Source organism: Cryobacterium sp. TMT1-66-1, from assembly GCF_004403435.1.
Taxonomy (GTDB): Bacteria; Actinomycetota; Actinomycetes; order Actinomycetales; family Microbacteriaceae; genus Cryobacterium; species Cryobacterium flavum.
In genome coordinates, this window is the sequence record NZ_SOGP01000001.1 from 18411 (window position 1) to 42022 (window position 23612).

At 66.1% G+C, this 23612-nt stretch carries 25 protein-coding genes; 19 read left to right on the forward strand and 6 right to left on the reverse strand.

Annotation, left to right across the window (positions count from 1 at the left end; translation table 11 throughout):
• Positions 1 to 76: 76 nt before the first annotated feature.
• The 7 genes from E3T29_RS00100 to rbfA all read left to right on the forward strand — a co-directional run bounded on the left by E3T29_RS00100 (position 77) and on the right by rbfA (position 7575).
• Entirely contained in the window at positions 77 to 397 is a 321-nt protein-coding gene (locus E3T29_RS00100; RefSeq protein ID WP_134343580.1) for a winged helix-turn-helix domain-containing protein, read from the forward strand.
• On the forward strand, positions 394 to 630 hold the full coding sequence (locus E3T29_RS00105; RefSeq protein ID WP_104088773.1) for a hypothetical protein: 237 nt from the start codon (positions 394 to 396) through the stop codon (positions 628 to 630). Before E3T29_RS00100 ends, E3T29_RS00105 begins: the two co-directional genes overlap by 4 nt.
• Positions 631 to 677: 47 nt before the next feature.
• Positions 678 to 2441 carry a proline--tRNA ligase gene (locus tag E3T29_RS00110; RefSeq protein ID WP_134343581.1) on the forward strand — a complete coding sequence of 588 codons (1764 nt, stop codon included), beginning with the start codon at positions 678 to 680 and terminating at the stop codon, positions 2439 to 2441.
• Between the two features lie 195 nt (positions 2442 to 2636).
• Positions 2637 to 3674: a transcription termination factor NusA gene (nusA, locus tag E3T29_RS00115; RefSeq protein ID WP_134343582.1), complete on the forward strand. Its 1038-nt coding sequence runs from the start codon at positions 2637 to 2639 to the stop codon at positions 3672 to 3674.
• Positions 3675 to 3682: 8 nt separating this feature from the next.
• Positions 3683 to 3940: a YlxR family protein gene (locus E3T29_RS00120; protein WP_134343583.1), complete on the forward strand. Its 258-nt coding sequence runs from the start codon at positions 3683 to 3685 to the stop codon at positions 3938 to 3940.
• A gap of 76 nt (positions 3941 to 4016) precedes the next feature.
• Positions 4017 to 6860 carry a translation initiation factor IF-2 gene (gene infB / locus E3T29_RS00125; RefSeq protein ID WP_134343584.1) on the forward strand — a complete coding sequence of 948 codons (2844 nt, stop codon included), beginning with the start codon at positions 4017 to 4019 and terminating at the stop codon, positions 6858 to 6860.
• A 223-nt stretch (positions 6861 to 7083) separates the two neighbouring features.
• Positions 7084 to 7575, forward strand: a complete 492-nt coding sequence (rbfA, locus tag E3T29_RS00130) for a 30S ribosome-binding factor RbfA (RefSeq protein ID WP_134343585.1) — start codon at positions 7084 to 7086, stop codon at positions 7573 to 7575.
• A gap of 72 nt (positions 7576 to 7647) precedes the next feature.
• Here rbfA and E3T29_RS00135 read toward each other — a convergent pair whose 3' ends face one another.
• From E3T29_RS00135 to E3T29_RS00145, 3 genes are read right to left on the reverse strand one after another with little or no spacing between them, the layout of a single operon-like run.
• Positions 7648 to 8166, reverse strand: coding sequence for a dihydrofolate reductase (locus E3T29_RS00135; protein WP_134343586.1), 519 nt, complete (start codon positions 8164 to 8166; stop codon positions 7648 to 7650).
• Entirely contained in the window at positions 8163 to 8984 is an 822-nt protein-coding gene (locus E3T29_RS00140; RefSeq protein ID WP_134343587.1) for a thymidylate synthase, read from the reverse strand. The genes E3T29_RS00135 and E3T29_RS00140 overlap by 4 nt, the downstream gene beginning before the upstream one ends.
• 22 nt (positions 8985 to 9006) lie before the next feature.
• The gene (locus tag E3T29_RS00145; protein WP_134343588.1) at positions 9007 to 9906 is read right to left on the reverse strand and encodes an A/G-specific adenine glycosylase; all 900 of its coding nucleotides are present in this window, start codon (positions 9904 to 9906) and stop codon (positions 9007 to 9009) included.
• Between the two features lie 23 nt (positions 9907 to 9929).
• On the opposite strand from E3T29_RS00145, the gene E3T29_RS00150 reads away from it, so the two are divergent.
• Positions 9930 to 10532, forward strand: a complete 603-nt coding sequence (locus E3T29_RS00150) for a hypothetical protein (RefSeq protein WP_134343589.1) — start codon at positions 9930 to 9932, stop codon at positions 10530 to 10532.
• Here E3T29_RS00150 and E3T29_RS00155 read toward each other — a convergent pair.
• Positions 10529 to 11521: a ketopantoate reductase family protein gene (locus E3T29_RS00155; RefSeq protein WP_134343590.1), complete on the reverse strand. Its 993-nt coding sequence runs from the start codon at positions 11519 to 11521 to the stop codon at positions 10529 to 10531. The genes E3T29_RS00150 and E3T29_RS00155 overlap by 4 nt on opposite strands.
• A 69-nt stretch (positions 11522 to 11590) precedes the next feature.
• On the opposite strand from E3T29_RS00155, the gene truB reads away from it, so the two are divergent.
• The 4 genes from truB to E3T29_RS00175 are packed head-to-tail and all read left to right on the forward strand — an operon-like array spanning position 11591 to position 14310.
• Complete coding sequence (gene truB, locus E3T29_RS00160; RefSeq protein ID WP_134343591.1) at positions 11591 to 12505, forward strand: tRNA pseudouridine(55) synthase TruB; 915 nt, start codon at positions 11591 to 11593, stop codon at positions 12503 to 12505.
• Positions 12502 to 12870 (forward strand): hypothetical protein, encoded by a 369-nt coding sequence (locus E3T29_RS00165; RefSeq protein ID WP_092340934.1) that lies wholly within the window; start codon positions 12502 to 12504, stop codon positions 12868 to 12870. Before truB ends, E3T29_RS00165 begins: the two co-directional genes overlap by 4 nt.
• Positions 12871 to 12928: 58 nt before the next feature.
• Positions 12929 to 13366, forward strand: a complete 438-nt coding sequence (locus E3T29_RS00170; RefSeq protein WP_134343592.1) for a hypothetical protein — start codon at positions 12929 to 12931, stop codon at positions 13364 to 13366.
• A complete protein-coding gene (locus E3T29_RS00175) occupies positions 13363 to 14310 on the forward strand; it encodes a bifunctional riboflavin kinase/FAD synthetase (RefSeq protein ID WP_134343593.1) in 948 nt (315 codons plus the stop codon). Before E3T29_RS00170 ends, E3T29_RS00175 begins: the two co-directional genes overlap by 4 nt.
• Here E3T29_RS00175 and E3T29_RS00180 read toward each other — a convergent pair.
• Positions 14307 to 14537: a hypothetical protein gene (locus E3T29_RS00180; protein ID WP_134343594.1), complete on the reverse strand. Its 231-nt coding sequence runs from the start codon at positions 14535 to 14537 to the stop codon at positions 14307 to 14309. The genes E3T29_RS00175 and E3T29_RS00180 overlap by 4 nt on opposite strands.
• Positions 14538 to 14658: 121 nt before the next feature.
• Between E3T29_RS00180 and E3T29_RS00185 the strand changes: the two genes are divergently transcribed.
• Together E3T29_RS00185 and E3T29_RS00190 are read left to right on the forward strand one after the other, a co-directional pair.
• Positions 14659 to 15312, forward strand: coding sequence for a ScbR family autoregulator-binding transcription factor (locus E3T29_RS00185; RefSeq protein WP_134343595.1), 654 nt, complete (start codon positions 14659 to 14661; stop codon positions 15310 to 15312).
• Between the two features lie 9 nt (positions 15313 to 15321).
• Positions 15322 to 16545, forward strand: a complete 1224-nt coding sequence (locus E3T29_RS00190) for a CynX/NimT family MFS transporter (RefSeq protein WP_134343596.1) — start codon at positions 15322 to 15324, stop codon at positions 16543 to 16545.
• A gap of 6 nt (positions 16546 to 16551) precedes the next feature.
• Here the strand turns inward: E3T29_RS00190 and E3T29_RS00195 are convergent, their stop codons facing one another.
• Positions 16552 to 17496 carry an ROK family protein gene (locus E3T29_RS00195; protein ID WP_134343597.1) on the reverse strand — a complete coding sequence of 315 codons (945 nt, stop codon included), beginning with the start codon at positions 17494 to 17496 and terminating at the stop codon, positions 16552 to 16554.
• 115 nt (positions 17497 to 17611) lie between these two features.
• On the opposite strand from E3T29_RS00195, the gene E3T29_RS00200 reads away from it, so the two are divergent.
• The 5 genes from E3T29_RS00200 to E3T29_RS00220 all read left to right on the forward strand — a co-directional run bounded on the left by E3T29_RS00200 (position 17612) and on the right by E3T29_RS00220 (position 23597).
• Positions 17612 to 18568, forward strand: coding sequence for a sugar-binding transcriptional regulator (locus E3T29_RS00200; protein ID WP_092340944.1), 957 nt, complete (start codon positions 17612 to 17614; stop codon positions 18566 to 18568).
• A complete protein-coding gene (deoC, locus tag E3T29_RS00205; RefSeq protein ID WP_134343598.1) occupies positions 18565 to 19578 on the forward strand; it encodes a deoxyribose-phosphate aldolase in 1014 nt (337 codons plus the stop codon). Before E3T29_RS00200 ends, deoC begins: the two co-directional genes overlap by 4 nt.
• A gap of 9 nt (positions 19579 to 19587) precedes the next feature.
• Complete coding sequence (locus E3T29_RS00210; RefSeq protein ID WP_134343599.1) at positions 19588 to 21129, forward strand: aldehyde dehydrogenase family protein; 1542 nt, start codon at positions 19588 to 19590, stop codon at positions 21127 to 21129.
• Positions 21126 to 21989, forward strand: a complete 864-nt coding sequence (locus E3T29_RS00215) for an aldehyde dehydrogenase (RefSeq protein WP_134343600.1) — start codon at positions 21126 to 21128, stop codon at positions 21987 to 21989. The genes E3T29_RS00210 and E3T29_RS00215 overlap by 4 nt, the downstream gene beginning before the upstream one ends.
• Before the next feature lie 87 nt (positions 21990 to 22076).
• Positions 22077 to 23597: an SDR family oxidoreductase gene (locus E3T29_RS00220; RefSeq protein ID WP_134343601.1), complete on the forward strand. Its 1521-nt coding sequence runs from the start codon at positions 22077 to 22079 to the stop codon at positions 23595 to 23597.
• Positions 23598 to 23612 lie beyond the last annotated feature (15 nt).

Genomic DNA, 23612 nt, shown 5'->3' on the forward strand with positions numbered 1-23612 from the left:
GATCCGCGAAAGCGGATGGTTGCTTGCTTTTCTTTCGGGTGTCAGAATATAGTTGCACCTGTCAGGAGGTGTTGCAATGAATGTTGAACAGCTCAGTGCCACCCTTGCTGCGGTCGCCAGTCCGCAACGGATGCTCATTCTCGCCGAGTTGCAGGGCGGTCGCGTGCACGTCAGCGAGCTGGCACGACGCGTCGGGATGTCGCGTGCTCTGCTCTACATGCACCTCGCAAAGCTGGAGGCGAGCGGGTTCGTCACGACGTCGCTGGAACTCTCCCCGGAGGGGACCGCTCTCAAGCACGTCGCCTTGGCACCGTTCTCACTCAGCATCACCATCGACACCATCACCGACGCCGTGGCACACGCCGCGGCGTCCAACCAGCAGGGGGAAACACCATGAACTTCGACTTCGCCTACCTCGTTCCCATCGTCGCGATCATCGGCGGAATCACCTACGCGATCTTCAACCTGTACTTCAAGTCGCGTCGGCAGGCAGCCGGTTCCGAGGGTTCAACCGCCCTGACTCACGCGCTGGCGGAGAGCAATGCGACCAACGCCGCCCTGCTCGAAAAACTGACTTCTTTGGATACGCGACTGGTCGCCATCGAGCGCACCCTGAGCGAGGTCGGCTGAACCAGGCAGTGGGGGAGCGGATCGCGGCGCGCGCGTAAGGTAGACGGGTGCCTACACGTCTCTCCAACTACTTCCTCCGTACTCTCCGCGAAGACCCCTCCGACGCCGAGGTGACCAGCCACCGCCTCCTCGTGCGGGCCGGCTACATCCGTCGCCAGGCCCCGGGTATTTTCGCCTGGCTGCCGCTCGGCCTGCGGGTGAAGGCAAAAGTGGAGCGCATCATCCGTGAGGAGATGACCGCGGCCGGCGCGCACGAGGTGCACTTTCCGGCCCTGCTGCCGCGTGAGCCCTACGAGTTGACCGGCCGCTGGGACGAGTACGGCGAGGGCCTGTTCCGCCTGAAGGACCGCAAGGGCTCCGACATGCTGCTCGCGCCGACCCACGAAGAGGTCTTCGCGCTGCTCGTGAAAGACCTGTACAGCAGCTACAAGGACCTGCCGCTGTCGATCTACCAGATTCAGGACAAGTACCGCGACGAGGCACGCTCACGCGGCGGACTGCTGCGCGGCCGCGAATTCACCATGAAAGACGCGTACTCCTTCGACTACACCGACGCCGGCCTCGACCTGAGCTATCAGCTGCAGCGCGACGCCTACGAGCGCATCTTCAACAGGTTCGGCCTCGACTACGAGATCGTCCAAGCGGATGCCGGCGCCATGGGTGGCTCCAAGAGCGAAGAATTTCTGCACCCGACTCCCGTCGGCGAGGACACCTTCGTGCGCAGCCCCGGCGGCTACGCGGCCAACATCGAGGCCTTTCGCACGCTCGTTCCGGAAAGCAAAGACTTCAGCGCGCTGCCCGCCGCGCAGATCTTCGACACCCCGAACACCCCGACCATCCAGACCCTGGTCGACAAGGCCAACGCCGAGCACCCGCGCCTCGACGGTCGCGAGTGGACCGCAGCCGACACCCTCAAGAACGTCGTGCTCGCGCTCACGCACCTTGACGGCACCCGGAAACTCATCGCGATCGGCGTTCCCGGCGACCGCGAGGTCGACCTCAAGCGCGTCGAGGTCGCCTTCGCCCCCGCCGAGGTCGAGGCGGCCAACGAGGGCGACTTCGCCAAGAACCCCGGCCTGGTCAAGGGGTACATCGGCCCGTGGGGCGCCCAGGGCGCCGTTCTTGGTACCAAATCGACCACCGGCATCCGTTTTCTGGTCGACCCGCGCGTGGTTGCGGGCACCGAGTGGATCACCGGTGCCAACGAAGACAATCGGCACGTGTTCGGCCTCGTCGCCGGCCGTGACTTCGCCATCGACGACGTGGTCGAGGCCTCTGACGTGCGCGCCGGCGACCCCGCCCCCGACGGAAGCGGCCCGGTCGAGCTCATTCGCGGTATGGAAATCGGTCACGTGTTCCAGCTCGGCCGCAAGTATGCCGAAGTGCTCGGCCTCAAGGTTCTCGATGAGAACGGCAAGCTGGTCACGGTCACGATGGGTTCATACGGCATCGGCGTCACCCGCATCCTCGCGGTCATCGCCGAACTCAACAACGACGCGAAGGGCTTGATCTGGCCCGAATCGGTCACGCCATTCGACGTGCACGTGATCGCCACCGGCCGGGACGAGATCGTCTTCGACACCTCGGAGGCCGTCGTCGCCGCCATCGAAGCCACCGGCCGCGAGGTGCTCTACGACGACCGCCGCAAGGTGTCGCCGGGTGTCAAGTTCGGTGACGCCGAGCTCATCGGCGTGCCGTGGATCGTCATCGTCGGCCGCGGCGCCGCCGACGGCATCGTCGAACTGTGGAACCGCCGCACCGGCGATCGCGAGCAGGTCGACGTCGCTGACGTCGCCAAGCACTTCGTCTAACGAGTCAGTATCGAGAACGGATGCTGCCTGGCCCAGCCGGCAGCATCCGTTCTGCAGCGAACCCAGCAGGACCGGACCAGCCCGGGCGAGTGGGTGACGGGGCGCCGCAGATTCGGGTACCGTAGTATTCAGCCCGCTGCGCGGTTTCGCGGCGGCAAGATCATGCGACTAGATCGTACGTAGAGGAGGCCGGCCATGGACATCGACCTCAGTGTTTTGCGGCTACTGGAGCGCGAAAAAGAGATTCCCTTCGAGGAACTCGTGCAAATCATCGAACAGGCGATTCTGACCGCCTATGTCAAGCACATCCAGCAGGACGTGTCGAAGCTTGAGGCTTCGAAGATTGCTGAAGCCAAGCACGATATCCAGGAAGTGCCCGAAGCGCGCGTCGTTCTCGACCGCAAGTCCGGGCACGTGGATATCTACATTCCCGAGCATGACGACGAGGGCAACGTCATCGGCGAAGCCGTCGACAACCCGACCGACTTCGGTCGTATTGCGGCCTTCGCCGCCAAGCAGGTCATCAACCAGCGTCTGCGCGACTTGGCAGACGATGCAGTGCTCGGCGAGTTCAAAGGCCGCGAGGGCGACATCGTCGCCGGTATCATCCAGCAGGGTCCGAACCCGCGCATGATCCACGTCGACCTCGGTACCATCGAAGCGATCATGCCCCCCGAGGAGCAGGTCCCCACCGAGAGCTACGTGCACGGAGCGCGCATCCGCGTGTTCGTCACGGCCGTCGGTCGCGGGCTCAAGGGCCCGCAGATCACCGTGTCGCGTACCCACCCGTCGCTCGTGCGCAAGCTGTTCGCACTCGAGGTGCCCGAGATTGCCAGCGGAGTCGTCGAGATCGTGTCACTCGCCCGCGAAGCCGGCCACCGCACCAAGATCGCGGTGCGCGCGACCGAGCCGGGCGTCAACGCCAAGGGCGCCTGCATCGGCGAACTCGGCCAGCGTGTGCGCGCCGTGACCGTCGAACTCAACAACGAGAAGATCGACATCGTCGATTTCTCGCCCGACCTCGCGACCTTCGTCGCGAGCGCACTGTCTCCGGCCAAGGTGACCAGCGCCTATGTGATCGACGAGTCGATCAAGGCAGTGCGAGCCCTCGTGCCCGACTACCAGCTCTCGCTCGCCATCGGCAAGGAGGGCCAGAATGCCCGCCTCGCGGCAAAGCTCACCGGCGCGAAAATCGACATTCAGCCGGACAGCATTCTGGAGGATGCCGAATAGGGGGTACGATGAACTCCGTAAGAACGTGTATTGGCTGCCGTTCGCGCGCCCCTCGATCCTCACTTTTGCGGATCGTTGCTGGGAAATCAGAAGTTGTGGTGGATGAAACCGCCACAATCCCCGGTAGAGGTGCGTGGCTGCACGCCCGTGAATCGTGCTTTCAGGATGCCGTAAGGCGACACGCTTTCGGGCGTGCCTTTCGCGTGACCAGGTCACTGGACGCGAAACAACTAGAGAACAGGCTGAATTGGCTTATGGATAACTAATGAGCGGCTCGAAATGAGACCCGTCCGTTACTAACGGTCTGCCCCTTTCCGGGTGCAGGCCCGGAACAGGAGAATTGTGGCTGCGAAACCACGCGTGCACGAGATCGCTACCGAACTCGGACTCGAAAGCAAGGATGTCCTTGCTAAATTGAAAGAAATGGGCGAGTTCGTCAAAGGACCGTCTTCCAGTGTTGAACCGCCCGTAGCGCGTCGCCTCCGCGTCGCTCTTGAAGCCGTCAGCGCCGCCGCCAAGGCTGCAACGCCCGCGCCCGCTGCCAGTACCCCAACTCCGGCTCGTCCGAGCCACGGCGCCAAGCCGGGAGCTCGTCCGGGCCCGAAGCCCGCTGCCGAACCGGTCGCCCCGGTTGCGTCCGAGGCCGCTCCCGCAGTGGATGCCGCGCCCCTTCCGGTCGCGCCGCTCACCGTCGCCGAGCGCCAGACCCAGGCCGCCGAGAAGGCTGCCGCTGCCCAGAAGGCCGCTGCCGCCGACAAGGCCGCCGCCGCTGAGGCCGCCGACAAGCCCAGCACCGATACCCCGGAAGCGAAGACCGCGGAAGGATCGGCTACGCCGGTCAAGCCGGGTATGCCTCGCCCCGGAGCTGCACGACCGGGCAATAACCCGTTCGCCAGCAACCAGGGCATGGGTCAGCGTCCGGCCCAGCCGCCGCGTCCGGGTAACAACCCGTTCGCGAGTGCGCAGGGCATGGGCCAGCGCCCCGCAACACCCACCCCGAGCAACATTCCGCGCCCTCCGGCGCCTCGCCCAGGCGCCCCGCGCCCTGGCGGACCCGGCCAGGCTGCACGCCCGACCGGTTTCGGACAGCGTCCGGGCGCTTTCCAGCGTCCAGGCGGCGCTCCGGGTGGAGCAGGCGCCGCACGCCCCGGATTCACTCGTCCCGGCGCTCCCGCCGGAGCTCCCGGCTTCGGCCCGCCTCGCCCCGCCGGTGGAGGAGGCGGAGCCGGTCGCGGTCGCGGCCCGGGCGGTGGCACCGCTGGTGCCTTCGGTCGCGGTGGCGGCAAGAACAAGGCGCGCAAGTCGAAGCGTACGAAGAGAGCAGAGTTCGAGCTGCGCGAGGCCCCGTCGCTGGGTGGAGTATCCGTACCCCGCGGCGACGGCGGAACCGTTGTGCGTCTGCGTCGCGGAGCATCCATTACGGACTTCGCCGACAAGATTGACGCCAGCCCCGGAAACCTAGTTACCGTACTGTTCCACCTCGGTGAAATGGCCACGGCAACGGAGTCCCTCGATGAGGCCACGTTCGACGTGCTCGGCAGCGAGCTCGGCTACAAGATCCAGATGGTCTCGCCCGATGACGAAGACCGTGAGCTGCTGCTCGCGTTCGACATCGACATCGACCAGGAACTCGAAGACGAAACCGATGAAGACCTCGAGATTCGTCCTCCCGTCGTCACCGTCATGGGCCACGTCGACCACGGTAAGACCGCGCTCCTTGACGCGATCCGTAACGCCAAGGTCGCCGAGGGTGAAGCCGGTGGAATCACGCAGCACATCGGTGCGTACCAGATCATCACCGAGCACGAGGGTATCGACCGCGCGCTGACCTTCATTGACACACCGGGTCACGAGGCGTTCACCGCCATGCGTGCTCGTGGTGCGCAGGTCACCGACATCGCTATCCTCGTGGTCGCTGCCGATGACGGCATCATGCCGCAGACGATTGAGGCACTCAACCACGCCCAGGCCGCCAACGTGCCGATCGTCGTCGCAGTGAACAAGATCGACAAGCCCGGCGCCAACCCGCAGAAGGTGCGTCAGCAGCTCACCGAATTCGGCCTCGTCGCCGAAGAATACGGCGGAGACGTCATGTTCGTCGACGTGTCGGCCAAGAACAAGACCGGCATCAAGGAAATCCTCGACGCCGTGCTCCTGGTCGCTGACGCCGGACTCGACATGCGCTCCAACCCGAACAAGGATGCCCGCGGTGTCGCCATCGAGGCTCGCCTCGACAAGGGCCGCGGCGCGGTGGCAACCGTGCTCATCCAGTCCGGAACGCTGCACGTTGGAGACTCCATCGTCGCCGGAACGGCCTATGGCCGCGTTCGTGCGATGGCCGACGAAAACGGTGTTGCCGTTCTCGCCGCCACGCCGTCCCGCGCGGTTCAGGTGCAGGGTTTGTCGAGCGTTCCCCGCGCCGGCGACACCTTCCTCGTCATCGAGGAAGACCGTACAGCCCGTCAGATCGCTGAGAAGCGTGAAGCCGCCGAGCGCAACGCACTGCTGGCCAAGGCCCGCAAGCGCATCAGCCTCGAAGACTTCACCCGTGCTCTCGAAGAGGGCAAGGTCGAATCGCTCAACCTCATCATCAAGGGTGACGTTTCCGGTGCCGTTGAGGCCCTGGAAGAGTCGCTGCTCAAGATCGAGGTCGACGATTCGGTTCAGCTGCGCATCATCCACCGTGGTGTCGGTGCGGTCACGGAGAGCGACGTCAACCTCGCTACCGTCGACAACGCCATCATCATCGGTTTCAACGTTCGCCCCGACACGAAGGCCCGCGAGCGTGCTGCCCGCGAAGGGGTCGACGTGCGCTTCTACTCCGTCATCTACTCCGCCCTCGAGGACATCGAGAATTCCCTCAAGGGAATGCTCAAGCCCGAGTACGAGGAGATCCAGAGCGGTATCGCCGAAATTCGCGAGGTTTTCAGCTCGTCGAAGTTCGGAAACGTCGCCGGTGTCATCGTGCGCTCCGGTACCATCACCCGAAATGCCAAGGCTCGCGTTATTCGCGAGGGCATCGTGGTGGGGGACAACCTGGGCATCGAGTCGCTGCGTCGCTTCAAGGACGACGTCACCGAGGTTCGTACGGACTTCGAGTGTGGTATCGGACTGGGCAAGTTCAACGACATCCGAATTGGCGATGAGATTGAGACCATCGAAATGAAGGAAAAGCCGCGCGTCTAGCGATTGGCTTGGGGGTCGGGTTCCGTTGGGAATCCGACCCCGTTGGGGTCGGGTCTCCGCGGAATTTTCCATTAAAAGGGAAGAGAGCGCAGGACCCCTACCCCGATTCCCTTTTAATGCAAAATTCCGCTCCGACCCTCAGTGGGTAGGCAGCATCCGTCTAATACGGCATGAAATCATAGAAGTACCTGGCGCTTCGGTGCCGGCTAACAAGGAGTAAGTCATGGCAGATCCGGAACGCGCCAGAAAGATGGCGGACCGCATTAAGGTCATCATTGCCAAGCGGCTGGAGCGGGGACTTCGCGACCCGCGGCTCGGGTTCGTGACCATCACGGACGTGAAGGTCACGGGCGATCTGCAGCACGCATCGGTGTTCTACACCGTGTACGGCTCGATCGAGGAGCGTACCGACAGCGCAGCGGCGTTGAAGGCTGCGACCGGGCTGATGCGCAGCGAAGTGGGAAAGAACATCACCGCGCGGCTGACACCGTCGATCGAGTTCATCGCGGATGGTATCCCGGAGAACGCGGCGCTCATCGACGATCTGTTGCGCGAAGCGCACGACCGCGACAGTGCGACCGAGGACAGCAAGGGCACGGCCACGTACGCCGGCGACGCCGACCCGTACAAGAAGCCGCGCGAGTACGACCTCGACGACGACTCTGATGACGATGAGTCCGACGAATCCGACGCCGCGAGCACCGCGAAGCACTAGCACCACCAGCACACTGAACGGGGCCTGGGCCCCGTCCGCGTTGAGGGGTGCACTCCCGGCGGCTGCGGCGGGCTAGGACGTCGGGGCCGGGGCGGGTGCGGGGGTGCGCTCGTAACGCGCGAAACGGTACGGGAGTGCCGTGGTCGAGCTTAGCCATCCGCTTGGCGGGTTTGCGGTCACGCGGGTCCAGGCGGCCGTGATGGCGGGGGCGTAGGTGTCGCCGGCAATGGAGGCATCGATCTCGGTCACCTCGAGCACGTCGGCGTAGGGCAGAGCGAGCCCATAGATTTCAGCGCCGCCGATCACCCACAGGTCACCCTCGGTGAGGGCGAGAGCGTCTTCCAGGGTGTGGGCAACGGATGCCCCCGCCGCGGCCCAGCCGAGCTGCCTGGTGATCACCACGTTCTTTCGGCCCGGCAGGGGGCGGAATCGTTCGGGGAGGGAATCCCAGGTGCGCCGGCCCATGATGACGGCGCTGCCACTCGTGACGGCACGAAAATGGGCGAGGTCCTCCGGCAGGTGCCAGGGCATGACCCCATCCGCCCCAATGACGCCGCCGAGCGTCTGCGCCCAGATCAGGCCGAGTGTCATACCGCCACCGCGCCGCGGATGGCGGGATGGTGCTGGTAGTTCTCCAGCACGAGGTCGTCGTACTCGTAGTCGAACAGGCTCGCGCGGCCCGGCTTGATGCGCAGCGTGGGGGAGGGGAACGCAGCGCGCGAGAGCTGCTCCGTGACCTGCTCGACGTGGTTGTCGTAGATGTGGCAGTCCCCGCCGGTCCAGACGAATTCACCGAGTTCGAGGCCGGCCTGCTCGGCGACGAGCTGGGTGAGCAGGGCGTAACTGGCAATGTTGAACGGCACGCCGAGAAACAGATCGGCGCTGCGCTGATACAGCTGGCAGGACAGCTTGCCGTCGGCCACGTAGAACTGGAACAGGGCATGGCAGGGGGCGAGGGCCATTTTCGGCAGGTCGGCCACGTTCCAGGCCGAGACGATCATGCGCCGTGAATCCGGATCGGTGTGCAGGGTGTCGAGCACCTGGCTGATCTGGTCGATGGTCTCACCGCCCGGGGTGGGCCAGGACCGCCACTGCACCCCGTAGACCGGACCGAGCTCGCCGTTCTCGTCGGCCCACTCGTTCCAGATGCGCACACCCTTCTCCTGCAGCCAGGTGACGTTGGAGTCGCCGCGCAGAAACCAGAGCAGCTCGTAGGCGATCGACGCGAAGTGCACCCGTTTCGTGGTCACAAGCGGAAAGCCTGCGGCCAGGTCGAAGCGCAGCTGACGGCCGAACACGCTGCGGGTGCCGGTTCCGGTGCGGTCGGCCTTGCGGGCACCGTTCTCGAGGGTGTCGCGCAGGAGCGCTGAGTACTGGGCATCGGCGGTTGAAGAAGTAGTAACGGTCACCGGTCAATCGTAAGCGATGCGTTCACACCGGCAGGGTGTAGCCGCCCTGCGCCCGCATGGCCAGGCCGTCGGCCAGGAGGCTGGCCAGCGCGCGCCGCAACTGGACTGAATCCGGCCAGAGCATATCGAGCTCGGCATCCGTCACCGAACGGTGGGTGGACCGCAGTTCCGCCATGATCAGGCCGCGCACCTGCCGGTCGCTGCCCTCGAACTTCTTCTGCACGGCCTTGCGGGTGCCGGTGTATTCCGGGTAGTCAGCGGCCCGCCATGCGCACACATTCCGAATCGGGCATACATCGCAGTGTGGGCTGCGGCTGGTGCACACCACCGCACCGAGTTCCATGATCGCGGCGTTGAACAGGGCCGCCTCCTGGGCACTCTGCGGCAGCAACGTGCCCATCGCCTCGAGGTCGCGGCCTCGGCTGGGCGGGGAGGGTTCGCCGGCGCCGGCAATCGCCCGGGCGATCACCCGCCGCGTGTTGGTATCCACGATCGGATGCCGATAGCCATACGCAAACGTCGCCACCGCCCGCGCGGTGTAATCCCCAATGCCGGTCAGGGCCAGCAGATCGTCAAGGTCGAACGGCACGACGCCCCCGTGCAGCTCGGTGATCTGCACCGCCGCGGCGTGCAGCCACAGCGCGCGCCTCGGGTAGCCGAGGCTGGACCAGGCCCGTACCGCCTCGCTCGGCGGAACCGCGGCCAGCGAGGCCGGTGTGGGCCAGCGTGCCAGCCACTCTTCCAGCCGGGGAATGACCCGGTTCACCGGCGTCTGCTGCAGCATGAACTCGCTCACCAGAATGCCCCAGGCCCCGAAGCCGTCGCGGCGCCACGGCAGGTCGCGGGCGTTCTCGGTGAACCAGGCGTTGAGCGTGGCGCTGACAGAGGCCGCATTGGTCTGCGGAGAGGGTGTGACGTTCATCCGTTCTAACCTAGGCTCGATTCATGAAGCTGGTTTCCACACCGCGCATCGACTTTCTGCGCACCCTCGCCGCCGAGATTCTGCACAACTACGGTCGAGGCCGCACGATCATCGCCATCGACGGAACGGATGCCGCCGCTCGCGCCACCTTCGCCGACGACCTCGCCGCGGTCTTTCGGGAACAGGAGCGGCACGTGTTTCGGGCCAGCCTGCGCTACTTTCAGCACTCCCGCGCCGAACAAGAGCGCCTGGCACCCGACACACCAGACCGGCTCTACCGAGTCGGCTACGATTACTCCGCACTCCGCCGGGCGCTGGTTGAACCGTTTCGGATGGGCGGCAGTACCGGCTTCGTCACCGAGGAATTCGACCCCGACCGCGATGCCTGGATTCAGCCGACCTGGCAGACCGCGCCCGCCGATGCCACGCTGATCATCGACGGCGACTACATCAACCGCCCCGAACTGCACGGGCTCTGGCTGTTCAGTGTGCTGCTGGAGGGCGAACGGGGCAGCGAGCCCCAAACGCGCTACCTCGCTGAGGTGCACCCACGCGATATCGTGTCGGCCGTGGTCGACGAGACCAACCCGCAGGCCCCGCGCCGCGTGCTGACCGACCGCTGCTAGCGAAACCGGCCCCGTACTTCGGCCGGCGTCAGAAAGACACCGCTCTGCTCGACCTCGTGCACCAGTTCGGTGAGTCGCGCGTTCACCGGCGCCGTGGTGCGGGCCGCCGCCGCGGCCCGCATCACGGCGCCGTTCAGAAAATCGATCTCGGTGCGCTGACCGCGCGCGAGACTCTGCAGGGTCGAACCCTGGTTTGGCACAGTGCCCATGCGGGTGCGCATCGAGAGTGGCAGCACCTGCCCGGCCCAGACCGGCGCGAGGGCAAAGAGACGCAGGCGCCACTGCGAAAGCCCCTGCAACGAGCCAAACCGCACTCCGCTGGCTCGGCCGACACGCACGGTTTCGCGCATGCTCCGGGTCATGAGCTGGCGAAGGCCGGCCTGACCGATCACGTCCTGCACGCTCATCCCGGTGATGGCCGGCAGGGCGTTGAGCATGTTGACAACGAGCTTGGTCCACTGTGCACCAACGAAATTATCCAGGGCCAGGGTGGGCACGGCGGCGTCCAGCAGCGCCTGCCAGCGCAAGGTGGCGGCATCCGCTCTGCCATCGCCGCGGCCGAGATAGCTCTGGGCGGCCGTGGTGACCCGCACCCGGCCCGGTCCCTCATAGTGCGCGGCAATGATCGTGATCAGCCCGAAACAGTCCGACCGCGGCAGCAGCCGCCGGGCGGTCTCCACCCCGTCGAGCCCGTTCTGCACTACGATCACCGGGGTGCCGTCGAGCACGGCGGAGTTCTCGGCAATTGCCGCCGCGGCATCCTGCGCCTTGGTACAGATCAGCGCCAGATCGCACGGTTCCGTCAGCCGTTCAACCGCGAGCGGCCGCGCGAGCCGATCGCCGAAGCCCCCGGTCAAGCGGATGCCCTCGGACAGCAGAGCCGGCAGCGCCGCCCCGCGGGCAGTCACCACCAGATCATGCCCCTCGGCCGCGAGCAGGCAGGCGAACGTACTCCCCAGGGCGCCAGCACCGATCACCGAGATTCTCACGGCTCATATACTACGGCTCATTAGCCGATTCGCACCGCGGCCCCCGTCGCACGCTGGTACCCTCAGGAAGTGACCAGCGGCCTTCTACTCATTGACAAGGCGCAGGGCTGGACCAGCCATGACGCTGTCGCCCGAACCCGGCGTCTGGCCGGAACCCGCAAGGTCGGCCACGCCGGCACCCTCGACCCCATGGCCACCGGGCTGCTCGTACTCGGCATCAACAGCTCGACCCGGCTTCTCAGCTACGTCGTCGGCCTCGACAAGGAATACCTTGCCACCATCCGCCTCGGCCAGTCCACCACAACGGACGACGCGGAGGGCGACTGCCTCACCCGCGCCACCGCCGAGCAGGTCGCCGGTATCACCCCCGCGGCCGTCGCTGCCGGCATAAAGGACCTCACGGGCGACATCAGCCAGCAGCCGAGCGCGGTCAGCGCCATCAAGGTCGACGGTAAGCGTGCCTACGCCCGGGTGCGTGCCGGTGAAGACGTGCAGCTGCCGTCCCGGCCGGTGACGGTGAGCGAATTCGAACTGCTCTCCAGCACCCGCCGCGACGGATTTCTTGACCTCGAGGTGCGCGTAGAGTGCGCCTCCGGCACCTACATTCGAGCCCTCGCCCGCGACCTCGGGCGCTCGCTCGGCGTCGGTGGGCACCTCACCGCGCTGCGCCGCACCCGGATCGGCCCGTTCCGCATCGAGAAAGCGGCGACCCTCGAACAAGTCGACGTCGCCGCCCAACTCATTTCGCCAGCGGATGCCGCCACCCGGCTGCTCCCGCGCCTCACGCTGACCCGCGAGCAGGCCGTCGACCTCGGCCATGGCAAACGCATCACGGTCGAGCCGGATGCCACCCGCACCGGACCGGTCGCTGCCATCGCTCCCGACGGCCGCCTGGTCGGACTGGTCGAATACCGCGGCGACCAGGCCAAGTCTCTGCTGAACTTTCCACCCGATGAACCGAGCGAATCGACACCCACCCCATGATCGAATGGTTCACCTGGCTGCAACTGGCCATCGCCGTGCCCGGCGGCGTGCTCTGTGTCGTCCTGGGCCTGTTCGGGCGCAAACCCACCGACCTCACCATGGGCGCGACAGCACTCGTCGAACTCTTGCTGATCGTGCAGCTCGCGGCCGCGATCGCGGCGCCGCTGGCCGGCAACACGGCCACCGGCAGCCTGCTCGAGTTCTACACCTACCTAATCAGCGCCATCCTGCTGCCGGTCGCGGCCGGATTCTGGGCACTGGTCGAACGCAGCCGCTGGAGCACGGTGATCCTCGGCGTCACCTGCCTGTCGGTCGCCGTCATGCTGTACCGCATGAACCAGATCTGGAACGTGCAGGGCAGCTAAGCGGTTCCAGGTTCGCTCCGATGCTGCAATAATTACAGAACCAGATGAATGCCGAGCAATGACACAATCAGACACCGGAACGCCAGCCCCCTCCAGCCGAGTGAGCGGCATCGGTCGACTCTTGATTGCCGTCTACGGCGTGCTGGCCCTCGCGGCCACCGGGCGTTCGTTCGTTCAGATCGTGCGGGCTTACGATGAAGCGCCGCTCGCCTACACACTGTCGGCTCTCGCTGCCGTCGTCTACATTGTGGCCACGATCGCCCTGATCAAACGCAGCGCCCGCTGGTATCGCATCGCCTGGATCACGATCAGCTTCGAACTGCTCGGAGTGCTCGTCGTGGGAACGCTGAGCCTGGTCGACCCGGCGCTGTTCCAGCATGCCACCGTGTGGTCGGTCTACGGCAGCGGCTATGTCTTCATTCCGCTGGTACTCCCGCTGCTGGGCATGTGGTGGCTTCGACGTCACCCGGTCGCGTTGGCCGAGGGACGCTCATGAAAATCCTCTATGGTGTCGACTCGGTGCCGATCGACTGGCCCAAGTCGGCCGTGAGCATCGGCAAGTTCGATGGTGTGCACGCCGGGCATCGCGCGGTCATCGCCGAACTCAAGGCCATCGCGGCCCGGGAACAACTCGCGACCGTCGTCGTCACGTTCGACCGGCATCCGCTCGCCCTGCTTTCGCCGGCCACCTGCCCGAGCACGCTGGTCAGCGCCGAGCAGAAACTCAACCTGATCGCCGAGACCGGCGTTGATGCCACGCTGCTGCTCGAATTCAACCAGGCTCTCTCCAGCCTGCCTCCGCGTGACTTCATCGAGCGCATCCTGGTCACCGCGCTGCATGCCCGGTTTGTGCTGGTCGGTCGCGACTTTCGGTTCGGGGCGAAGGGCGCGGGCGACCTCGCCCTGCTCCGTGAGCTCGGCACCGAGTTCGGCTACGAAGTGCGCCTGATCGACGACCTGAAGCCCGACGGCGCCCGAAGGGTGTCGTCGACCTGGATCCGCGAGCTGCTCGGCAGCGGCGAGGTCACCGAAGCCGGCGAACTGCTCGGCCACCTGCCCACCGTTCGCGGCGTCGTCGTGCACGGTGCCGCCAGGGGCCGTGAGCTCGGTTTTCCCACCGCCAACCTGTCAGCCGATTCCGACGGCCTGATTCCCGCCGACGGCGTGTACGCCGGCTGGCTGAGCGATGCGGGATCCCGCTACCCGGCAGCCATTTCGGTGGGCAACAACCCCACCTTCGACGGCGTGGCCCCGAAGCAGGTCGAAGCGTACGTGCTCGACGAAGTGGATCTTGACCTCTATGACCACGTCGTCGACGTATCGTTCGTGGAGCGGATTCGCGGCATGGTTGCCTATTCGGGCATCGACCCGTTAATCGAGCAAATCCGCGATGACGTCGCGCGGGTTCGGGCAATTCTGAGCCGCACGAACGCGCGTTAGTCCAGCCGCAGCCGGTTGCCGACGGCGAACCAGGCCGTCGCGCCGAACAACGGGGCGAGCAGGACCGCCAGTACCCAGTTGGTACGAACGCTGGGGCGCAGGTGCGCGGCCCGCCCGATCTGAATCATGGCCACGAGCGACAGCGTGAGCACGATCACGCCGGCACACACCGCCACAATGATGCCCACCCAGCCGTTATCGCCCACATCCCCCATATCAGAAACCATACCAAATAGTATTTTTATTGTACAGTCACAAACAGAGAATGGTGGAGGCCTCCGGGGTCATCGCGTGGGGGGCTACTTCGCCCCGGTACGCTGGGAACACGAGTAATTTCCTGGGGGTTTTATGTCACAACAAGCACGAGCAATAGAAACGCGCGCAGCGATAATTCGCGGTGCCGCGGAAGCTTTCGAGCAACGCGGATACGGGAGCACGTCCCTCGCGCAGGTGAGTGCTGCCGCCGGGGTAACCAAGGGAGCCCTGTACTTTCACTTCGATTCCAAGGAAGCCCTCGCGGTGGCCATTATCGATGCCCAGCACGAGAAATCGGTCGGTGCCGGCCGAGCGCTGCTCGACAGAAACGTGCCGGGCCTGCGCGCCCTCGTCTCCATGTCCTACGAGCTGGCTCGCCAGTTGCGCGATGACCTCATCGTCAGCGCCGGGGTGCGCCTGACCATTGAGGCCGTCAATTTTTCCACGCCGGTGTCGGCTCCCTATCTCGACTGGATGGTCGCCTGTGAGGAATTTTTGCGCCGGGGGATCGCCGACGGAGATGTGGCGCCAACGGTCGATGTGCCGGCTGCAGCACGCTTTTTCACCGCCGGTTTCACCGGCGTGCAGGTCGTCTCGGACGTTCTGACCAGGCGCGGCGACATCGACCAGCGACTGACCGAGATGTGGTCGCTGATGCTGCCCGGTCTCGTAGCCCCCGAACGCTGGGACGACTTGAAGAATCTGGCCGTCGAGGTGCAGCGGGAACGCAGCCGACCGCAGCCCTAGACTGACCGAGTGAATACCGCCTCCTCCCGCCGACTGTGGCCGGGGCGCGGCCTCGCCCTGCTAGGCATCATTTTCGTGGCGGCCAACCTGCGCAACGCTGTCGCAGCGCTCTCGCCGATCGTGACCGAGATCAACGTCGATATCCCCCTGAGCACGGTGTCAATCGGGGTGCTCGGCATGCTCCCACCGGTCTGCTTCGCGCTGTTCGGCATCTTCACCCCCATGATCACTCGCCGCCACGGACTCGAAGCGCCACTCGTGCTCGCCCTCATCGCGATTCTTCTCGGTCACCTCACTCGAGGCTTGTCCGGCTCGATCACCATGCTCATCATCGGCAGTGTCATCGCCTTCGCCGGACTCGGCATCGGCAACGTGCTGCTGCCGCCACTGGTCAAGAAGTACTTTCCGGACCGCGTCGGGCTCATGACGAGCGTCTACGTCACCGTGGTGTCCTTGAGCGCCCTCGTGCCGCCCCTGATCGCCGTTCCGGTAGCGGATGCCGCCGGCTGGCGGGTCTCGCTCGGCATATGGATGCTGCTGGCTCTGCTGGCTCTGGTGCCGTGGATCACCATGCTCCTGCGGCATCGCACCACGCAAACCCCCGGCCCGGTCGTCGACGAGGCCGACGCTGCCATTCTCGGTCGCCTCTGGAAATCATCGATCGCCTGGGCGATCGCCGGGGTGTTTGCGGCCTCGGCGCTCAATGCTTACGCCATGTTCGCCTGGCTGCCGCAACTGCTCGTCGATACTGCGGGGGTCAGTCCGGCCCAGGCTGGAACCCTCCTCGCGGTCTATGCCGGCATGGGAATACCGTGCGCGCTGATCATTCCCGTGCTCACCGCCCGCATGGCCAACGTCGGGCCGCTTGTCTATATCGGAGTGTTCCTGTTCGTGGCCGGTGATCTCGGTCTACTGTTCGCGCCGGAGACCCTGACCTGGCTCTGGGTCAGCTTTGCGGGCCTGGGGCCGTTGTTCTTTCCGCTCGCGCTCGTGCTGATCAACCTCCGCACCCGCACCCATGCTGGCGCTGTGGCTCTCAGCGGCTTTGTGCAGAGCGTCGGCTACACACTGGGAGCCCTGGGGCCGCTGGTTTTCGGTCTATTGCACGAGCTCAGCGGCGGCTGGACCTGGCCGCTCGGCTTTCTGCTCGCCACCGCTTCGGCGATCATCATCGCGGGGACCGTGATCGGTCGTCCGCACATGCTCGAGGACGATCTGGAACGCTCACGCTGACGGACTTCAGGGCACCAGTTCGGCTCGGTGGATCAGTGCCGCAGCACCGATCAGCGGGCCGTCGCCCGACAGCGCTGACGGAACCACTCGCACCCGGGTGGCATAGGCGAACTGCACCCGCCGTTTGATCGCCTCGCGGGCGAACTCGAGCAGGTCGGGGGTGACGTTGGAGAAGCCGCCGCCGATGGCCACGAGGTCAAGGTCGAGCAGAGTTGCTGCGGACGCGATGGCCTGACCGAGCGCCTCGCCGCTGCGTGCAACGGCGGCGACCGCGATCGGATCGGCGGCCGCGTAGGCTGCCGCGAGGTCTTCGCCCGACTCGCCGGTGAAGCCCTGGCTGCGTGCCCAGGCGACGGTCTTCGGCCCCGAGGCGATGGCCTCGATGCAGCCCACTCCACCGCAGGCGCAGGGGTCGCCAAAACCGCCGACCTCGATGTGGCCGATATGCCCGGCGTTTCCGGTCGGCCCCGACGCGGTCACCCCGCCGAGGATCAGGCCGCCGCCGATGCCGGTCGACACGATCATGCCCATCAGGTTGTCGACGCCCTGGCCGGCGCCGACCCAGTGCTCGGCGAGGGTGATGCAGAGCCCGTCCATGCGCAGGCGCACCGGCAGGCCGGGAACTAGGCCGACCACCAGCTCCTTGAGCGGATACTCGCGCCAGACCGGCAGGTTCAACGGTGACACCGCCCCCTGCGCCAGCTGGATCGGCCCGGCACAGCCGATACCGACCCCGACCAACGGATATTCCGGCGGCAGGCTCGCCAGGGTTTGCAGCACCACACCACTGACAGCGGATGCCAGTTCGTCGCTCGTCGCGCGCGCCCCGGTCGGTGCGCGGTGTCGGCTGGTACCGAGCACGACTCCGAGGTCATTTACGAGGGCAGCTTCGACCTTGGTGCCTCCCACATCGACGGCGAGAACGTACGTGGAGGCTTCAATAGCGGGCATGCACTCATCGTAGAAGATCGCGCATCTGCTCAGATGAGCAACAATCCCTACGGCTGTTGATTCGTGCCGCGGACCGTCGTAGGCTGGGTTCAAACGATTGGACCGCGATCTTTCCATGAGCGACACCGACGAACTCCTGTCCATCCGCGCCGCCGAGCTTTACTACGAAGAGAATCAGACCCAGGACGAGATCGGCGTGATTCTGCGCCTGACCCGGTGGAAGGTCGGCCGGTTGCTGGCCAGTGCCAAGGCCAACGGTTTCATCCGCATCGAGATCGTGCATCCGCGCGCCCGCCGGCTGCCGATCGAACGCCGCCTCCGCGAATCGACCGGCCTCACCGACGCCATCGTGGTCTCCTCCGCGGGCGTATCGAGTGACGCCGAACTGCAGTCCCGCACCGCGCAGGCCGCCGCCGACTACCTCACCAGCCTCCGCCCGATTCCGCGCACCCTCGGCATCAGTTGGGGTCGCACCCTGCACGATGTCTCCCTGCACCTCAAACAGGGGTGGGCTCCGGGGGTGAACGTGGTGCAGATCAACGGCGGCGTCAGCCTGAACCAGCGCACCGGCACCGCGGCATCCACTGCCGTCACCATCGCCCACAAGGCCGACGGTTCGGCCACTCTGCTGCCGAGCCCCGCCATCTTCGAACGCCTCGAAACCAAGCAGGCGATGGAAGCCGACCGCACCGTCGCAGGGGTGCTCGCCCTGGCCCGCAACGCGCAGGCCTACGTTTTCAGCGCCGGGCAGGCGGATGCGAATTCCGCCCTCGTCGACAGCGGCTACCTCACCGTGGAGCAGATCGACGACCTCGTCTCCCGCGGCGCGGTCGGCGATGTCGTCGGCCGGTACATCGATGCCAACGGCCGCATCGTCGACCCCGAACTCAACGAACGCACGGTCGGCATCCAGATCGACCAGTTGCGCCGCGCCCCGCTCACCATCGCCGTCATCTCCGGAAACAACAAGCACGCCATCGCTCGCGCCGTCGTGCGTAACGGCCTGTGCACCGTGCTGGTGACCGACGAAGACACCGCGAACGCTCTGCTCCAGGAAAAGGACACCCCATGACTCACAGCCCCCTGGCTACCTACCAGCCGGAACAGCGTGCCCTCGCGCTGATCGGCGGGGAGGCCACCGACGCCAACCTGCGCCGGTACCTGCACGGAATCCCCGGAATCGACGCCGTCGGCCTCGAAGCCCGCGCCGCCGACCTCGGCACCCGCTCGATCAAAACCAGCTCCAAACGCTGGGCGATCGACACCATCATCGGCCTGATCGACCTCACCACCCTCGAGGGCGCTGACACCCCCGGCAAGGTGCGCTCGCTCGTCGCCAAGGCGCTGGTGCCAGACCCGAGCGACCCCGGTACCCCCCGTGTCGCCGCGGTCTGCGTCTACGGCGACATGGTCGGTACCGCCGTCAACGCGCTCGGCTCCGCCCATGCCGCCGGCGGCACGGAGGGAGTCAACGTGGCCGCCGTCGCCACCGCTTTTCCGAGCGGCCGCGCCTCCCTGGCGATCAAGCTCGCCGACGTGCGCGACTCGGTCGCGGCCGGCGCCGACGAAATCGACATGGTCATCGACCGTGGTGCTTTTCTGGCCGGCCGGTTCGGCCAGGTCTACGACGAGATCGTCGCCGTGAAAGACGCCTGCCGTCGGGTCGACGGTTCGATGGCTCACCTCAAGGTGATTCTCGAGACCGGCGAACTGAACACCTACGACAACGTGCGCCGCGCCTCTTGGCTGGCCGTTCTGGCCGGCGGTGACTTCATCAAGACCTCCACCGGCAAGGTGGCCCCGGCCGCGACGCTGCCCGTGACGCTGTCGATGCTCGAGGTCGTGCGCGACTGGCACCGCCTCACCGGGGTGCAGATCGGCGTGAAACCGGCCGGCGGCATCCGTACGTCGAAGGACGCCATCAAATACCTCGTGACGGTCGCCGAAACCGTGGGGGAGGACTGGCTCACGCCGCACCTGTTTCGCTTCGGGGCTTCCAGCCTGCTCAACGACGTGCTGCTGCAGCGCCAAAAGATGACGACCGGGCACTACTCCGGCCCCGACTACGTGACGATCGATTAGGGAACAACCATGAAATTTCTTGACTACGCCCCGGCCCCAGAGTCGCAGGCCCTGCTGAACCTCAAAAGCGACTACGGCCTCTTCATCAACGGCGATTTCACGGCCGGTCGCGGAACCCCGTTCCAAACCATCAACCCGGCTACCGAGCAGCAGATCGCCATGATCGCCACCGCCAACGAAGCGGATGTCGACGCCGCAGTCGCGGCCGCCCGTCACGCCTACGATGGCGTCTGGTCCCGCCTCTCCGGCAGCGACCGGGGCAAGTACCTGTTTCGCATCGCCCGCCTGGTGCAGGAACGCGCCCGCGAACTCGCCGTCGCTGAGACCCTCGACAACGGCAAACCGATCAAGGAAACCCGCGACGTCGACATTCCCCTGGTCGCCGCCTGGTTCTTCTACTACGCCGGCTGGGCCGACAAGCTCGACCACGCCGGAGTCGGTCCGAACCCGGCCTCGCTCGGCGTCGCCGCGCAGGTCATCCCGTGGAACTTTCCGCTCATGATGCTCGCCTGGAAGATCGCCCCTGCCCTTGCCGCCGGGAACACGGTCGTGCTCAAGCCCGCCGAAACCACCTCGCTCACCGCGCTGCTGTTCGCGGAGATTCTGCAGCAGGCCGACCTGCCCGCCGGCGTCGTGAACATCATCACGGGTGACGGAAGCACCGGGCAGATCCTGGTCAACCACCCAGGCGTCAACAAGGTCGCCTTCACCGGTTCGACCTCGGTCGGTCGGGCCATCGCCCGCTCCGTCGCCGGAACCGACAAAAAGCTCAGCCTCGAGCTCGGCGGCAAGGGCGCCAACATCGTCTTCGACGACGCCCCGATCGACCAGGCTGTCGAGGGCATCGTGCGCGGCATCTTCTTCAACCAGGGTCACGTCTGCTGCGCCGGCAGCCGCCTGCTCGTGCAGGAAAGCATCCACGACGACGTCATCGAGCGGCTCAAGCGCCGCATGCAGACATTGCGCCTGGGCGACCCGCTCGACAAGAACACCGACATCGGTGCCATCAACAGTGCAGAACAGCTCGCCCGTATTCGCGAACTGTCCGATCTCGGCCAGCAGGAAGGCGCCGAACGCTGGAGTACCGACTGCGTCATTCCCGAGAACGGTTTCTGGTTCGCGCCGACCATCTTCACCAATGTGTCCACCAGCCACCGCATCGCGCGCGACGAGATCTTCGGCCCGGTGCTCTCCGTGCTGACCTTCCGCACCCCGGCCGAAGCAATTGCCAAGGCGAACAATACCCCGTACGGTCTCTCCGCCGGAATCTGGAGCGACAAGGGCAGCCGCATCCTCGCCGTCGCCGACAAGCTGCGCGCCGGCGTGATCTGGGCGAACACCTTCAACCAATTCGACCCGTCCAGCCCGTTCGGTGGCTACAAGGAGAGCGGCTACGGCCGCGAAGGCGGCCGCCACGGCCTCGCTGCGTACCTCAAGCCCGCCGTACGCACCGGCTCGCGGTCGATCCCGGCCGCGGAGCACGCTCCGGTCAGCAAGAAGTCCGCATCCGCCAGCAAGAAGTCCGCATCCGCAGAGAAGGCCACCAAGTGAACCGCCTCGCCATTCCCAAGACATACAAGCTCTACATCGGCGGCAAGTTTCCGCGCAGCGAATCCGGCCGCGTCTACGAGGTGCTCTCGCACAAAGGCGACTTTCTCGCCAACGCCGCGAAGGGGAGCCGCAAGGATGCCCGCGACGCCGTGGTTGCCGCCCGCAGCGCCCTCGGTGGCTGGGCCGGTGCCACGGCCTACAACCGTGGCCAGGTGCTGTATCGCATCGCCGAACTGCTCGAGGGCCGCCGGGCGCAGTTCATCGACGAGATCGAGAGCTGCGAGGGCGTCAACGCCGCCGCAGCGAGTGCCCAAATCGACGAGGCCATCGATCGCTGGGTCTGGTACGCCGGCTGGGCTGACAAGTACGTGCAGGTCGCTGGCAACGCCAACCCGGTCTCCGGTCCGTTCTTCAACCTGTCGGTGCCCGAACCGACCGGCGTCGTCGCGATCATCGCCCCGCAGGGCGGCGAATCGCTGCTCGGACTGGTCAGCGCCATCGCACCGGCCCTCGTGGCCGGTAACACCGTCGTCGTCGTCGCCAACGAACTCGCACCGCTGTCGGGGATCAGTCTCGGCGAGGTGCTCGCCACGAGCGATGTGCCCGGCGGAGTCGTCAACATCATCACCGGTTCGCCGGCCGAAATTGCGCCGTGGCTGGCCAGCCACGCCGACGTCAACGCGCTCGACCTCGTCGGTGCCGGCGACCTCGACTGGGTGGAGCTGCAGATCAGCGCCGCCGACACGCTCAAGCGGGTACTCCCACCCGAGTCGGGAGCGGATGCCGCAGCCCCCGCCCTGTCCCGCATCCTCGCCTTCACCGAAGTCAAAACGGTCTGGCACACCAAGGCTATCCTCTAGCCTGTCGCCCGGGTATCCGCTGGCCGCCGCCCGGGCATCCGCTGTGACCGTGCAACGGGTGTCCCAGGCCGCGATAGGCTGCGGCGCATGACCTTACGCAGAGCACTCGTCACCGGCGCGACGGGCTACATCGGTGGACGTCTCGTTCCCAAACTTCTCGACGCCGGTTTCACCGTGCGGGTGCTCGTGCGCACGCCGTCGAAACTGCGCGATGTGCCCTGGGCCGATCAGGTCGAGGTAGTCGAGGGAGACCTCGGCGACCTGGCGTCGGTTGAGCGCGCGTGCGTCGATATCGACGTGCTGTTCTATCTCGTGCATTCGATGGGTGCGGCCGGCGACTTCGAGAAAACCGAGCACACGGCGGCGGAGAACGTCGCCCGGGCGGCCTTCGCCGCCCACGTCGGGCGGATCGTTTACCTCGGCGGGCTGCACCCCGACACGCAGACGTTGTCGGCCCACCTGCGCTCCCGGATGGAAGTCGGCCGCATCCTGATCGACAGTGGCGTGCCCACCATCGCGTTCCAGGCCGGCGTCGTGATCGGCTCAGGTTCCACCTCGTTCGAGATGATCCGCCACCTGACCGACGTGCTGCCCTACATGCCCGCGCCCAAATGGGTGCGCAACAAGATCCAGCCGATCGCCGTGCGTGACGTGCTCTATTACCTGCAGGCCGCGGCCGACCTGCCGCCCGAGGTGAACCGCACCTTCGACATCGGCGGTCCGGACGTCTTGCGGTACGGCCAGATGATGAACGGTTACGCCCTCGAAGCCGGCCTCAAGCAGCGGGCCATCGCGGCTCTGCCGGTACTCACCCCGTGGCTCGCCTCGCAGTGGGTGAACCTGGTCACGCCGATTCCACGCAACCTCGCCATCCCCATCATCGCCTCGCTGCAATACGACTGCGTCGTGCACGAGAGTGATATCGACGAGTTCATTCCGCAGCCGGAGGGCGGCCTCACCGGCTATCGTCGCGCCGTGCGTCTGGCCCTCGGCCGCATGCGAGACGGCGACGTGGAGACCAGCTGGCGCAACTCCTCGATCGAGGGTGCGTCGAGCAACCCGCTTCCGAGCGACCCGGACTGGGCCGGCCACTCCGTTTACACCGACCTGCGCGAGAAGACCACCCCGGCCGACCCCGCAGCACTGTGGCGGGTCATCGAGAGCATCGGCGGCGAAAACGGCTGGTACTCCTTTCCGCTGGCCTGGGCCGTTCGCGGTCTCATGGACAAGGCCGTCGGCGGGGTCGGTCTTCGCCGCGGCCGCCGCAACCCCGACCACCTGCACAACGGTGAGGTGCTCGATTTCTGGCGGGTCGAGCAGATCGACCACGGAAGCTTTCTGCGCCTGCGCGCCGAAATGCGCGTCCCAGGCCGGGCCTGGCTCGAAATGAGCGTGACACCAACGGATGCCGGCGGCTCCCTTTACCGCCAGCGCGCGGTGTTCTTTCCCCGCGGCCTCGGCGGGAGGCTGTACTGGGCGGCGATTCTGCCGTTCCACGGCATCATTTTCGAGGGCATGGCCACCCGCATCACGGCCACGGCGGCGGTGGAGCCGAAAACCGAGGTGCCGCATCCGCTCGGCGCAGTATCTCGCTCTGAGGATAACTGAGGTTCCAGTAGAACG

What these genes read in the sequence shown, in the direction of transcription:
- deoC (WP_134343598.1), top strand. Translation starts at nt 18,565, where the DNA reads ATGACTCACAGCCCCCTGGCTACCTACCAGCCGGAACAGCGTGCCCTC.
- E3T29_RS00135 (WP_134343586.1), bottom strand. Translation starts at nt 8,166, where the DNA reads ATGACACTCGGCCTGATCTGGGCGCAGACGCTCGGCGGCGTCATTGGG.
- rbfA (WP_134343585.1), top strand. Translation starts at nt 7,084, where the DNA reads ATGGCAGATCCGGAACGCGCCAGAAAGATGGCGGACCGCATTAAGGTC.
- E3T29_RS00105 (WP_104088773.1), top strand. Translation starts at nt 394, where the DNA reads ATGAACTTCGACTTCGCCTACCTCGTTCCCATCGTCGCGATCATCGGC.
- E3T29_RS00180 (WP_134343594.1), bottom strand. Translation starts at nt 14,537, where the DNA reads ATGGTTTCTGATATGGGGGATGTGGGCGATAACGGCTGGGTGGGCATC.
- E3T29_RS00120 (WP_134343583.1), top strand. Translation starts at nt 3,683, where the DNA reads ATGAACTCCGTAAGAACGTGTATTGGCTGCCGTTCGCGCGCCCCTCGA.
- E3T29_RS00200 (WP_092340944.1), top strand. Translation starts at nt 17,612, where the DNA reads ATGAGCGACACCGACGAACTCCTGTCCATCCGCGCCGCCGAGCTTTAC.
- E3T29_RS00185 (WP_134343595.1), top strand. Translation starts at nt 14,659, where the DNA reads ATGTCACAACAAGCACGAGCAATAGAAACGCGCGCAGCGATAATTCGC.
- E3T29_RS00100 (WP_134343580.1), top strand. Translation starts at nt 77, where the DNA reads ATGAATGTTGAACAGCTCAGTGCCACCCTTGCTGCGGTCGCCAGTCCG.
- E3T29_RS00170 (WP_134343592.1), top strand. Translation starts at nt 12,929, where the DNA reads ATGACACAATCAGACACCGGAACGCCAGCCCCCTCCAGCCGAGTGAGC.
- E3T29_RS00195 (WP_134343597.1), bottom strand. Translation starts at nt 17,496, where the DNA reads ATGCCCGCTATTGAAGCCTCCACGTACGTTCTCGCCGTCGATGTGGGA.
- nusA (WP_134343582.1), top strand. Translation starts at nt 2,637, where the DNA reads ATGGACATCGACCTCAGTGTTTTGCGGCTACTGGAGCGCGAAAAAGAG.
- E3T29_RS00165 (WP_092340934.1), top strand. Translation starts at nt 12,502, where the DNA reads ATGATCGAATGGTTCACCTGGCTGCAACTGGCCATCGCCGTGCCCGGC.
- E3T29_RS00220 (WP_134343601.1), top strand. Translation starts at nt 22,077, where the DNA reads ATGACCTTACGCAGAGCACTCGTCACCGGCGCGACGGGCTACATCGGT.
- E3T29_RS00210 (WP_134343599.1), top strand. Translation starts at nt 19,588, where the DNA reads ATGAAATTTCTTGACTACGCCCCGGCCCCAGAGTCGCAGGCCCTGCTG.
- E3T29_RS00175 (WP_134343593.1), top strand. Translation starts at nt 13,363, where the DNA reads ATGAAAATCCTCTATGGTGTCGACTCGGTGCCGATCGACTGGCCCAAG.
- E3T29_RS00150 (WP_134343589.1), top strand. Translation starts at nt 9,930, where the DNA reads ATGAAGCTGGTTTCCACACCGCGCATCGACTTTCTGCGCACCCTCGCC.
- E3T29_RS00145 (WP_134343588.1), bottom strand. Translation starts at nt 9,906, where the DNA reads ATGAACGTCACACCCTCTCCGCAGACCAATGCGGCCTCTGTCAGCGCC.